Origin of the sequence: Reichenbachiella versicolor (genome assembly GCF_003171675.1) — a bacterium.
GTDB lineage: Bacteria > Bacteroidota > Bacteroidia > Cytophagales > Cyclobacteriaceae > Reichenbachiella > Reichenbachiella versicolor.
Map to the genome: position 1 here is coordinate 318,009 of NZ_QFZQ01000001.1, position 12,296 is coordinate 330,304.

At 35.5% G+C, this 12,296-nt stretch carries 12 protein-coding genes; 11 read left to right on the forward strand and 1 reads right to left on the reverse strand.

From position 1 onward, the window contains the following. The first annotated feature begins 15 nt into the window (after nucleotides 1–15). From DKG80_RS01400 to DKG80_RS01445, 10 genes are read left to right on the forward strand one after another with little or no spacing between them, the layout of a single operon-like run. Complete coding sequence (locus DKG80_RS01400; protein WP_109829496.1) at nucleotides 16–1,296, forward strand: response regulator; 1,281 nt, start codon at nucleotides 16–18, stop codon at nucleotides 1,294–1,296. Nucleotide 1,297: 1 nt separating this feature from the next. After that, nucleotides 1,298–1,963 (forward strand): chemotaxis protein CheW, encoded by a 666-nt coding sequence (locus tag DKG80_RS01405; RefSeq protein WP_162555613.1) that lies wholly within the window; start codon nucleotides 1,298–1,300, stop codon nucleotides 1,961–1,963. Between the two features lie 10 nt (nucleotides 1,964–1,973). Continuing rightward, entirely contained in the window at nucleotides 1,974–4,151 is a 2,178-nt protein-coding gene (locus DKG80_RS01410) for a methyl-accepting chemotaxis protein (protein ID WP_109829498.1), read from the forward strand. A 27-nt stretch (nucleotides 4,152–4,178) separates the two neighbouring features. Continuing rightward, entirely contained in the window at nucleotides 4,179–4,940 is a 762-nt protein-coding gene (locus tag DKG80_RS01415) for a ParA family protein (RefSeq protein ID WP_109829499.1), read from the forward strand. A 4-nt stretch (nucleotides 4,941–4,944) separates the two neighbouring features. Then, entirely contained in the window at nucleotides 4,945–5,748 is an 804-nt protein-coding gene (locus DKG80_RS01420; protein WP_109829500.1) for a chemotaxis protein CheW, read from the forward strand. A 9-nt stretch (nucleotides 5,749–5,757) separates the two neighbouring features. Further along, nucleotides 5,758–6,792 carry a chemotaxis-specific protein-glutamate methyltransferase CheB gene (cheB, locus tag DKG80_RS01425; RefSeq protein WP_162555614.1) on the forward strand — a complete coding sequence of 345 codons (1,035 nt, stop codon included), beginning with the start codon at nucleotides 5,758–5,760 and terminating at the stop codon, nucleotides 6,790–6,792. Between the two features lie 6 nt (nucleotides 6,793–6,798). Then, nucleotides 6,799–8,547, forward strand: a complete 1,749-nt coding sequence (locus tag DKG80_RS01430; RefSeq protein ID WP_109829502.1) for a chemotaxis protein CheA — start codon at nucleotides 6,799–6,801, stop codon at nucleotides 8,545–8,547. Nucleotides 8,548–8,580: 33 nt separating this feature from the next. Next, the gene (locus DKG80_RS01435) at nucleotides 8,581–9,216 is read left to right on the forward strand and encodes a hypothetical protein (protein WP_109829503.1); all 636 of its coding nucleotides are present in this window, start codon (nucleotides 8,581–8,583) and stop codon (nucleotides 9,214–9,216) included. 15 nt (nucleotides 9,217–9,231) lie between these two features. Continuing rightward, entirely contained in the window at nucleotides 9,232–10,047 is an 816-nt protein-coding gene (locus DKG80_RS01440; protein ID WP_109829504.1) for a CheR family methyltransferase, read from the forward strand. Between the two features lie 16 nt (nucleotides 10,048–10,063). Next, nucleotides 10,064–10,426, forward strand: coding sequence for a response regulator (locus DKG80_RS01445; protein WP_109829505.1), 363 nt, complete (start codon nucleotides 10,064–10,066; stop codon nucleotides 10,424–10,426). A 273-nt stretch (nucleotides 10,427–10,699) separates the two neighbouring features. Here the strand turns inward: DKG80_RS01445 and DKG80_RS01450 are convergent, their stop codons facing one another. After that, nucleotides 10,700–11,047 (reverse strand): 4Fe-4S dicluster domain-containing protein, encoded by a 348-nt coding sequence (locus DKG80_RS01450; RefSeq protein ID WP_109829506.1) that lies wholly within the window; start codon nucleotides 11,045–11,047, stop codon nucleotides 10,700–10,702. Between the two features lie 109 nt (nucleotides 11,048–11,156). On the opposite strand from DKG80_RS01450, the gene DKG80_RS01455 reads away from it, so the two are divergent. Next, nucleotides 11,157–12,152, forward strand: coding sequence for an acyl-CoA reductase (locus tag DKG80_RS01455; RefSeq protein WP_109829507.1), 996 nt, complete (start codon nucleotides 11,157–11,159; stop codon nucleotides 12,150–12,152). Nucleotides 12,153–12,296: the final 144 nt, after the last annotated feature.

Consider the following 12,296-nt stretch of genomic DNA (forward strand, 5'->3'; position numbering starts at 1 on the left):
GAAACTTAATTCAACGTGGCGCAAGTACTCAACAGAACTTATAAGGTAGACAAGGCTAAGAAATACAAGGTTTTGTATGTAGATGATGAAGAAGTCAACTTGCGAATTTTTGAAAGAGCTTTTAGAAACTATTACGATGTTCATACTGCTATATGTGGTGCAGATGCTATTGAGTTACTGGAATCGGTGCCTATTGATTTAATAATGACCGACCAAAGGATGCCTAATATGACAGGTGTTGAACTACTTCTAAAAATTGTTCCTAAGTACCCTAACATAGTTAGGATGATAATGACAGGATTTAGTGACGAAGAGGAGATTTTAAGAGTGGATGATGAAGTAGGTTTAGATAGGTTTATGGTCAAGCCTTGGAATAAAAATGCTTTAAGAGAGGAATTTGACAGGGCTCTTAAACTTAGAAAAGGTTCATTGCAAGAAGAACCTAAGAAGGAGGAAGAGGATTACAAAACTCAGAATGAATCATTAGATCTTTTAGAGTCTACGATGTCTCTTGTTGAGACTCCTGAAACAACCGCTTTAGATAATGAAATTAATGATTTAGTAGAGTCTAACAAGGCAAAAACAAGACCAGAATTCATAGAAAGCGATACTAATGATCTTTTAAAATTAAAAGAGTCATTGATGCCTATACAGCAAGAGTTAAAGCTTTATATTGAAGACTCTATTATTATTTATGATCATCAGTCTGTTAATAAGAATGGTTACTGGTTTGGTGATTTGAATGACCGTGTTGTACTAGCATCTTTTCATTCTAAAACAGATTCTATTCAAGCACTAACATTGAATACTTTTATTGGTGTAATGATGACTGAAATGGTGTACAAGGAAAAGAACATTAAGTCAGATGAACTTTTGAGAGAATTGGCTAATCGAATTAATGTTCGATATGTTAATAGAGGTAAGAAAATGACTGCTACAATTGATATTGCAATTACAGTAATTGATAAAAAGAACGAAATATTATCTATGTCTGGTGCCAATCATGATTTGTTCTTTTATGATCGTTCTGATAATTTAAAAATGATTAAAGGATCTGGCGAATCATTAGTACCAGGAGAGGATGTTGAGTTTGTAACAAATAAAGTAAGTTTTAGTGCTTTGGATGAAGTTTACTTTATTCCAAAAAATATTGCTAAAGAAACTAATGATGGAACTTACAATCCAAAAGCTATTGAAATGTTCTTGAAAGATATTCATAACTATCCAATGAGCATGCAAGAAAGGCTCTTTGATGAGTATAATTATAAGAGTGTCATAGGACTTAGACTTGTATAAAATGTCTCTAGGGAAAAATATTAATAAAGGTGAATCAAAGCCTGCAGAGGTTCAACCTTCCGATGCAGAAAGTGCTGTTCCAGCTACAACATCAAGTATGGACGCTACTAAACTTCAGGAAATAAACGAATCTGTAGCTGCCGTTAGTGCTAGTGGTGGACAAGAAGCATTAAAAGCCCAAGAACAAGATATGCTTGAGGCTGCGATTCTAGATTCTGATCGTGTCATGCTTATTGTATTTCCAGTAGGAGAAGAAGAGTATGCTATTTCTATTGATGATATTAGGGAAGTCGTTCCTATTCCTCCAATTGCTATTATTCCTCAAGTGCCCGATTATGTGAAAGGAGTAGCGAATGTTCGAGGGAATGTATTAGCAATTATTAATCTCTTAAAGATGTTTTCTAAGGCTGAAGAGGTTAAAGAGAAAGCAGACCCAAAATTTGTTTTGGTTATTAAGAGTGAGGAAATGCAATTCGCAATTAGTTGTACTACGGTACCCAATACAATGATCGTATCAAAAGCCGAGATAGATCCTCCTTCTAATATTATTAACAACTCTGGTCAGATTTCTGATTATGTAAAAGGAATTATCAAGAGAGAAAAACGAATGATTGTTTGGATTGATATTCACGACTTGATGGCTCGAACTGAGATTACAAGCGAATAAGAAAAAAACAATGAGACTGGAGATAAATAAACAAGGATTAGTTTTAAGTGGAGCATTGTCTGTGTTGTTATTGACGTTGTCTATGTTTTTCTACTTTTCTACAAAAAAACTTGTGAACTCTGGTATCAATGAGCAACTAGTATCAGATTTTCAATATATTTCAGTTACAGGCCTAATATTAGGATCTTCGGTTTTATTAATTTCTTTAGTTCTATTTATTAGATCATTAACTAGTACAGAAGGAGGAAATGCTAGAATTAATGAAATTAAAACTTTGATCGATAAACTTTCCATTGGAGAGCTAGAAGGAAATTCCGATTTAGTTGAAGACAATACAGAATTGGGTCGCTTATCAGCTTCAGTCAATAGGCTGATTAACGATATGTATAAAAAGGTAGAATTTTCTAAGCAGATTGGTTCTGGCTTTTTAAATGCAGAGTTTGAGGTGAGTAGTGAAAAAGATGAATTAGGGAATTCATTGGTTTTGATTAGAGATCATCTTTCTAATTTAATAAACGAAACACGAGAAGTTATCTGGTTGGTAGGAGATCAGGGTGAGCTTAATACAAGAGTAGAGCTAAACGACAAACAAGGTGTTTGGAGAGATATTAGTGGGTCAATTAATAGTTTAATAGATTCTCTATCTAAACCTTTATTTACATTCAATTCCTTGTTCAGTAAGTTGTCATCTGGAGATATGACTCAGCGTTACAATGAAGAATCAAAAGGAGACATTAAAAGAATGGCTGATAATTTAAATATTGCCTTAGCTAATGTAGATGGTCTTCTCTACCAAATCTCAAAAACAGCTGTAACAATCGACGATGCCTCTGAAGAGATGCTTACTTCTAGTCAAGAAATGAGTACCAATACACGAGAGATAGCCTCAGCTATTTCCCAAATGAGTCATGGTGCACAAAATCAAGTGACAAAAGTTGATGAGTCATCTTTGTTGATAGAAACAATTCTTAGAACTTCCAATGATGTAGGAGATAGAGCTGAAAATATTAACCGCGCTGCTAAGCAGGGAGTAGAGACTAGTGAAAGAGGAATGAAGATGGTTCATAATATGGTAGAAAATATGGACGATATAGGTCAATTTTCTACTCAAGCTAACGACTCAATCAAGGTTCTCACTGAAAGGTCTCAAGAAATAGCTCGTGTTCTAGGGTTGATTACTGAGATAGCTTCCCAAACAAACTTACTTGCTTTAAATGCGGCAATAGAAGCTGCTCAAGCAGGGGATGCAGGTAGAGGGTTTGCTGTCGTAGCTGAGGAAATTAGAAAACTGGCAGAAGATTCCCGAAATTCAGCTAGAGAAATCGAAACTTTAATTAATGATGTTCAAATAGATACAAATGCTGCTGCTAAGGCCATTACCACAATGAATCAAAGTGTGAAAAACGGTCAAGTCACATCTAAACAAGTAGTTGAGGCATTCGAAGATATTTCAAAGTCTTCAACTGACACATTGAATTTTTCAGAAGGAATTTTAGTAAGTACAAAAGATCAGACAGAAGGAATTAACAACGTAGTGACCATAATAGAAGGAGTTGTAGTGATAGCTGAACAGACAGCTGCTGGTACAGAAGAAGTGGCTAGTAGTGCTACAGAACTCTCGACTGGAATGGATGGGTACAATGATAAAATAACTGAGCTGACGCAAATTGCCGATTCTCTTAGAGAAGGAGTAAGTATGATCAAGATCTCGGGAGAGGCAGGTAAAAATGATAAAATGTTCAAAATGAGGGAATATTATGAACGTGAGAAGTTTTTATTGGGTGCTCTATTAGATCATAGTATTGATTCAATTTACTTTAAAGATAAAGACAGTAAGTTCATAAGATGGAGTAAATCCATGGAAGCATTGTTTGGGACTAGTAATTTAGAAGGTAAATCAGATTATGACTTTTTTGGAGAGCATGCTGACTCATCCCGTGAGGATGAGGTCAAAATTATGGAGTCTGGTAAGCCAATGATTAATAGAATTCAGGTTGTGGATCTTAATAATGGTGAAGTTAAGTATGAGACTACTACAAAGATGCCATTATTTGATTTGGAGAATCAAGTGATAGGTACTTTTGGGATTTCAAGAGATTTAACTAAGAATATGGTGGCTGATTCTAGTACAACTGATCTTATTCAACAGCTTAAATTGAAAATAGATGAATCTATTCGCGAAGAATAGAGACAAGTAAACCGGAGGAATTGAGATATGCCTAATACGACCATTTATACAATCATTAACCAAAAAGGAGGAACTGGTAAAACAACTACAGCGGTGAATTTGAGTTGTGCAATTGCCAAGAAAAGAAAAAAGGTTTTGTTAATAGATTTGGATCCCCAAGGAAATCTTAGCTACTGGTTAGGTTGTGGTGAAATAGAATTGAGTGTAGGAGATTGGATGCTTGGAGAGTGCCTTTTGGAGGATGTAGCTATGAGTAGAGAAGGGGTTGATGTAATTCCATCGGATATGAATCTGGCAGATTTGGAAATTAATATTGCTAGTATGGATAATCGAGAAAGTCTACTAAAAACTGCCTTAGGTCAGATTGAAGGTTATGATTATGTAATTATTGACTGTCCTCCCTCATTATCTTTATTAACAGTCAACGCGCTAACAGCTTCTAATAAAGTAATTGTTCCATTGCAAATGGAAGTGCTTAGCCTTCAAGGACTAGATCAAATTATATCTACTGTTGGCAAGATAAAAGACGTATTAAATCCAGATCTTCAAATTGAAGGCTTATTACCAGTAATGGTAGATAATAGAAGAAAATTAAGTAAAGAAGTTCATGATCACATATCACAGAATTATGAAGTGAACATATTTAAGTCTCGTATCCGTACTAATGTGAGAATAAGTGAAGCGCCTTCTTTTGGTGAGAGTGTTTTGAGTTATTCTCCATCGTCAAATAGTGCAGCTGATTATACTGCATTTGCTAAAGAAATTCTTTCATTGAACAAGAAAAAATAAGGACATGCCAATAGGAAAGAACCTTAAAAAGGATACGCTAATTCCTTCAGGAAAGAAGGTGAAGGCTACCAAGGCTGTAACTAAGAAAAAGACTACGCTTAAAAAGAAAACACCTGAAGCTACTCAGGAAATAGCTGAGCAAATAGAGGAAAAAGTAGTTCAGAGTTTAGAAGTCTCCGATGCTGAGAAGCAGGTAATAGATGAGGGAGCTCAAATTAGAAAGCAAATAAGCAGTGGTGAATACATTACTGAAAAAGAATACCAAGAAAGACAACGTCTTCAGGCTAAGTTTGATGATGAAATATTAAGTTATAAGGGTAAAGAACTACAGCTTGTAACATTTACAATTGGAGATGAACGATATGCTATTGACATTGATGCAATTAAAGAAGTAGTTCCAATACCACAGATAGCAAAAATTCCTCATGCTCCATTGTTTATCAAAGGAGTAGCAAATATCCGCGGTGTTATTATGGTCATTATTGACCTTGATTATAAATTCAAATACAAGACAGAAAAAGAAGACTCTGCTGTTTTGGCCAATAAAGAGGGTGTTTATACCGTAGTTATTAAAGGTTCCATTTTTAATGCGGCTATAATAGTGAATGAAGTTCCTACTACCTTAAAAGTAAGTGGAGATAATATGGTAAGTTCAGCCGGTCTATTAGGTCATACAGCATTAGATGAAACTTATATTAAGGGGTTAATCAAAACCGATATAGGAATGGTTATATATCTCGATATCAAGGAACTTATAGAAGACAATGATGTAAAAGTAATGTCTCAAACTATCGCTCAATTAAAATAAGTAAAGGCATTGCAAAAAATTAAAGTTCTCATAGCTGACGATTCTGGCTTCATGCGTTTGCTGATTTCAGATATTCTTGCTGAAAGTCAGGTGATAGAGGTTGTCGGGACAGCTGTAGACGGAAAGGATGCGGTAGAGCAGGTTAAGAAAACTAAGCCTGATGTTCTTCTTTTGGACATGAATATGGGTGACTACAGTGGATTGTACGCAGTAGAGCGTATAATGGAAGAATGCCCACTGCCTATATTGATTTTGAGTGCATTAGGGAATACCGATCTACAACCAATTTTCGAAGCACTTGATTTAGGTGCAGTAGATTATTTAAATAAACCGCAAAGAGGTAGTTCTAAACTTCGATTGATTGAACAAGAACTGCTTCATAAGATACAAAGTGTTAGTAGGGCAAATTTTGAAGTATCTAGTACCATTGATACTAGAATAAATACTAATACACACACCTTCAGCGCTGAGAAGAATTACGATATGATTGTAATCGGTGCATCTACAGGTGGACCATCAGCGATTGAAAAGGTTATCAACTCATTGCCAGGAAATCTTGTAGTTCCTGTTATAATCGTTCAGCATATGCCTTCAAACTTTATTGGTTCTTTTGTTAAAAGACTAGACGGAATGACACCACTAAAAGTAATGGAAGGAAGAGCTAATGTTAAGCCAAAGGCGGGACAAGTAATTGTAGCTCCAGGGAATACCAATATGATATTGGAGAAAACCAGTTTGGGAGATGTTAAAATAGGTTTTACTGATGAAGTGTATAGAGAGTATGACAAACCTTCGATCAATGCGTTGATGCTATCTGCAGCAGAAGTTGTAGGGGGGCGTACTATTGGTGTAATTTTAACAGGAATGGGTAAAGATGGAATGCTAGGTATGAAGGCGATTCGTGATAAGGGAGGTTATACAATTGCACAAAGTCAAAAAACATGTGTAATTTATGGGATGCCTAAGGCGGCAGTTGCATTTGAAGCTGTCGAACGGTCGATTGATATAGATGAAATTGGAGGATTTTTAGTAAATAGTTTGTAAAAGAAGATGTCCAAAGAATCAGAATATATTGAACTCTTTCGTCAGGAAGCTCTCGAGAATTTTGAGCAGCTTAATAACCTGTTTACAGAGCTAGAAAAAAATCATAAGAATCAGGATGCGATTAATTCTATTTTTAGAATTACTCATACACTGAAAGGAAATGCTATGGGGATCGGAGTTGATCCTGTAGCTAAACTGGCTCATGTCATGGAAGATGTCATGGGAGCAGTAAAAAATGGTGAAATATCACTGAATCAAGAGCTTTTTGATAACTTATTCAAGGCTAATGATAAACTTGGAGCGTTGATTCAGGCTTTAGAGACTGGCGAAAAAGTTAGTTTCTTAGGAATAAATACTAAGCTGAAGATTCTATTGAAAAATGCTCTAGAATCGGGTGCAGGGGATGGTGATGGTACTGGAGATTCAGCTGATGCTGAGAAATCTACTTCTGAGATCAATCAAGCAGAGTTAACCGAGGAGATGATTGAAGAGGAGGAGGACGAAGTGGATGAAAGTGCCTCTCAACCAAGTATTACTTTTACTGAAGTAATTCAGATACCAATTAAGAAAATGGATGAGCTGATGAATCTTGTAGGTCAGCTTATTATTGAAAGAGATAGATTAATTAGTGTCAATACAGAAGCTGGAACTGGTACATCTCAGTTTGAAAGACTTCAAAGAATAAGTTCGGACCTTCAATACGCTGTAATGAATGCAAGAATGGTTCAAGTGGGATTTTTATTTAATAAGTTCCACAGAATTGTTCGTGACGTTGGAGCTATTGAAAAGAAAAAAGTAAATCTTGAGATCAAAGGCACAGATGTTGAGATTGATAGAAATATTTTGAAAATCATGAGTGATTCGTTGATTCACTTAGTGCGTAACGCAGTGAGTCATGGAATAGAGCCAGCATCAGTAAGAGCTGAACGCAATAAAAGTGATGTTGGTACGATTACTTTAAATGCACGATATGAAAAAGATAATGTCGTAATAGACGTATCCGACGATGGTAATGGAATAGATGCAGAAGCTATAAGATATAGGGTTGTCAAAAGAGATATGATGACAAAGGCTGCTGCTGACGCCATGAGTGACGACGATATAATAATGAAAATTTTCGAGCCAGGATTTTCAAATGCGGAGAAGGTTACAGAAATATCTGGACGAGGTGTCGGAATGGATGTGGTTAAGAGAGCTACTGAGTCAATAGGAGGTCACATTAGTCTTGATACGGTTGTAGGACATGGGTCTACAGTTTCTCTCCATTTGCCTTCGTCATTGGCATTGAAAGGTGCTCTACTATTTGAGATTGGTACTCAGGAATACGCCATTCCATTGTCTTATACTAAAGCGGTCATTTCAGTTAATATTGAAGAAATTCATAAGATTAGCGATGGATTGATGATTAATTATCTCGATAATACAATTTCAATCGTTTTCCTTAAAGATATTATCAATGCGAAGAAACTATCTGAGCTAAAGAAGGATGGAGCTCTTCATAAGACTTTTGAAGCTTTAGAAGATTCTACGGAATTGGATGTTATTGTAATATCTTACATGGGTAAAGAAATGGGAGTGGTAGTCGATAGATTATTACTCCAAAGAGAAATAATCGAAAAGTCTTTAGTTAAGCCTTTAGATAAAGTAAAAATGATAAGTGGCACTACTATTTTAGGAAATGGTAATGTATGCCCGATCATAGATATTGTAGCTTTGATAGATATGCTATATAAAACCAAAGCTATAGCGGAATAAATTGGATAAAATACTAAACAGATAAGATAGAGGATGTTAAGTAAATGGACTGAAAAAGAAGCGCAAGTAGCTGATAGACTCATCAAGTATGGATTGGCCAAAGGGTCTTTAGCTTTAGAGATGGTAGTACAGTCCCCTGTTGTGATTAAGCAAATAGAAATGGATTTATCTCAGGAGAATGGTATTACTTTATTTACCAACAAAGGGGATTCTAAGTGTCATTTGCTTCGTACGGATTTGGTAGGTGATTTAAAAGGATTTTGTCATTTAGTTTTTACTGAAGATGATGTGACTAAGATCCAACAAAAATGTCTTCCAGCTGAAGTACTTGAGCAGAATAATTCACACAGTCGGATGATGAAAATGGAGTTCATGACTGAACTAGACAATATGGTGGCAGGTGCAGTCATTACCGAGTTGGCGAATTATTTAGAGCTTGAAATGTACGGAAATGTTCCGGCACTAAATGTAGTTAATGCAGGAGAGGCTAACGCTATAATAACTAAAGAAGCCAACGAAGCGGAAGCTCCAAATGCTCTTAGAGGGATTATGCACGTTCCAGAACTCAATGTTTTTGTTGAGTTTATTTGGGCGTTTCAAGAAAGAATAATTGATTTAATAAAAAATTTCTCAGAGAGTGAAAAATCTAGAGATTTAGTAGAATTATAACCAACTAACTACCAAGTGATCGAAAGAATATCAGATGAAGAGTTGAACTCGTTAGTTCAGGCGATGAAAAATCGTTACGATCTTGACTTTTCGAATTATGAAAAGAAGTCGTTTAAACGAAGTATCGTCCGGCTAATGATGAAACACAAGATGGAGTCCATGCTTGAGCTTTGGTCGCGAATTATTCGTGACAAACAGTTCTTTCTTGATAGTATAGATGACTTGTTAGTGAATTTGACGGAGCTTTTTCGTAATCCAGATGCTTGGATTATGATTCGAGATAAGATTCTTCCCGAATTTAGAAGTAAATCTTCCCTTAAAATATGGCACGCAGGCTGTTCTACAGGAGAGGAAGTATATACTATGGGAATCGTCCTCGAAGAGAAAAGATTATTGCACAAGGTGGAACAACTTGCTACAGATTTAAGTTCTACCGCTCTAGCAACTGCAATTAAAGGAGAATATTCTCTTTTAATTTTAAAACAATATATGAAACCGTTCTTGTCGTTTTATCCGAACAAGAAAATGGAGAATTTTTTTGATTTCAGTGATAAATTTGCTGTTATCAAAGATACTTATCGCAAGCATGTTCGCTTTTTGAATCATAATTTGGTTCATGATGAAATGCATGAGAGATTTGATATTATCTTTTGTCGAAATGTAATGATATATTTCGATGAAAATTTGAAAGTACAAGTATTAAAGATGTTTCATGAATGCTTGAAGCCAGGAGGGACATTAGTCATTGGGTACTATGATATAATGCCAGATGCTGGGAAAGAGATTTTTGACGCATTTGATGTGAAAACCAGAATTTATAAAAAGAAATAACTAAATATTTATCAATATGAGCAAGAGAGTATTAGTAGTTGACGACTCTATGTACATGCGTACTTTGATTAAAGATGCTTTGATCAAGGAAGGATTTGAGATAGCTGGAGAGGCTCCAAATGGCGAATCTGCTATTGATTTGGCAATGGAATTGAAACCAGATTTAATTACTTTGGATAATATCCTTCCTGATATGATTGGTACTGATATTTTGAAAGTTTTGATGGATGAAGGTCTTGAGGCTAAAGTCGTCATGGTTAGTGCTGTAGGGCAGCAATCTGTGATCAACGAAGGTATAGAGCTAGGTGCGTCAGATTATATCGTAAAGCCATTTACTGCAGAGGATTTGGTAGAGGTAGTTAAGAAACACGTAGGATAAGAAAAATATAATTGGAGTTGGTATAAGCTAGCTCCTTTTAGTTTCTCCTTAACTTGTCGAACAAAGTTTAAATATTGGAGTATACGGTAGTATATGTACCCTTGAAATATTTGTGCTTTTGCAAAATTTCGAGGTACTGGGCTGGGTCTATCTCATGCTCATAGGTGGACTATGGATTCCAACCCGCTTCTTATTAAGTTTGATTAGGTTAGGTAGAACAAAAAAATAGCCATTTTGAATTTTCAAAATGGCTATTTTTTTGCTGTCAGTCTACTATTCATTATGAAGCCAAGCTTTTTTAGCTATTAGCTCTTCTTCGGTCTCTTCGTAGTCGGGATCATCAACACAACAATCTACTGGACAAACTGCCGCACATTGTGGTTCTTCATGAAAGCCATTGCACTCTGTACATTTACCTGGAACGATATAGTATAAATCATCAGATACAGGTTCTTGCGATTCTTTTGCGTCAACCTGAGTACCATCTTCTAGCTCCACTTCGGTAAGACTTGTTCCTTCAGCCCAATCCCATTCAACACCACCTTCATATATCGCGGTGTTAGGGCATTCTGGCTCACAAGCTCCGCAGTTGATGCATTCGTCTGTGATAATAATTGCCATGTTAGTTTTACTTTAGTTGTCCTAAAAATTAAGTCTGCAAAAATAAGGATTAATTTTGCCTGCCAAACAAATTGTAACATTAGTTACTCAATACTGAATCAATTTAAATATGTTGCTTTCGGAGCGAATAAAGTGTTTTTCTACACTAGGAGAGAAGTTAAAAAGTCTTAGAGAAGACCAATTAGAGAACTTATGCGTAGCTGCTCAAAACGGTAATAGTTGGTTTACTCGAGAAAGTGTAATTCAAGCCATTGAAGGTATTACAGTGTTTTTGGATGAAATTAAGCTGATTCAATGGGTAAATGATTATGAGTTGAACACGACGTCTAATAAAAAAGTAGGTGTCATAGCAGCAGGAAATATTCCTTTAGTCGGTTTTCATGATGTACTTTCGGTTTTAATAGCAGGTCATAGGTTATTGCTAAAACCCAGCTCTGAAGATCAAGTATTAATGCAATTTATACGTCAGGAACTAATTGTCATTGACACAAGTTTTGAAGAATTATTTAATATAGTAGAACGATTGAATGATGCAGATGCTTTCATAGCTACAGGTAGTGATAATTCAGCTAGATACTTTCAATATTATTTTAAGAATAAGCCTCATATTATCAGAGCCAATAGAAGTTCGGTCGCAGTGTTAACAGGTTCTGAAACGAAAGATCAGTTGCATTTATTAGGCAAAGACGTTTTTCAATATTATGGTTTAGGGTGTAGAAATATTTCTAAGTTATTCGTTCCTAAAGGATATGTATTCGACGACTTTTTTGAAGCTATTCAAGATTTTGAGTATGTAGGTGATCATCATAAGTATCGAAATAATTATGACTATAATAAATCAATTTATCTTGTTAACCGAGAAAAGCATTTTGATAATGGGTTTCTTTTGATAAGAGCATCAGAGGATATGGTGTCACCCATCTCTGTTCTATATTTTGAACATTACGAAAGTGAGGAGAGCTTAAAAAAAATTTTAGAAGAGAGAAAAGAAAAGGTTCAGTGTGTAGTTGGAGAAGGATTTATACCTTATGGACATACACAGTGCCCTGCAGTGAATGAATATGCTGACGGAGTAGATACACTTGAGTTCTTACAATCTCTTTAAACTATCACTACTGACTTTAGCGTTGGAATAAATAAGTCGGATAAAATTATTTTTCTGAGAGGTTGTATAGTATTAGCTGGACAATAGTTTTTCTTAAACTGGAATCATGCCATTACTGCATGATAGATCTTTTTTAGTGCACTC

Bases quoted from the DNA above. Each gene is read 5' to 3' on its own strand.
- DKG80_RS01415 (WP_109829499.1), top strand. From the start codon at position 4,179: ATGCCTAATACGACCATTTATACAATCATTAACCAAAAAGGAGGAACT.
- DKG80_RS01435 (WP_109829503.1), top strand. From the start codon at position 8,581: ATGTTAAGTAAATGGACTGAAAAAGAAGCGCAAGTAGCTGATAGACTC.
- DKG80_RS01455 (WP_109829507.1), top strand. From the start codon at position 11,157: ATGTTGCTTTCGGAGCGAATAAAGTGTTTTTCTACACTAGGAGAGAAG.
- DKG80_RS01445 (WP_109829505.1), top strand. From the start codon at position 10,064: ATGAGCAAGAGAGTATTAGTAGTTGACGACTCTATGTACATGCGTACT.
- DKG80_RS01410 (WP_109829498.1), top strand. From the start codon at position 1,974: ATGAGACTGGAGATAAATAAACAAGGATTAGTTTTAAGTGGAGCATTG.
- DKG80_RS01450 (WP_109829506.1), bottom strand. From the start codon at position 11,047: ATGGCAATTATTATCACAGACGAATGCATCAACTGCGGAGCTTGTGAG.
- DKG80_RS01420 (WP_109829500.1), top strand. From the start codon at position 4,945: ATGCCAATAGGAAAGAACCTTAAAAAGGATACGCTAATTCCTTCAGGA.
- DKG80_RS01430 (WP_109829502.1), top strand. From the start codon at position 6,799: ATGTCCAAAGAATCAGAATATATTGAACTCTTTCGTCAGGAAGCTCTC.
- DKG80_RS01405 (WP_162555613.1), top strand. From the start codon at position 1,298: ATGTCTCTAGGGAAAAATATTAATAAAGGTGAATCAAAGCCTGCAGAG.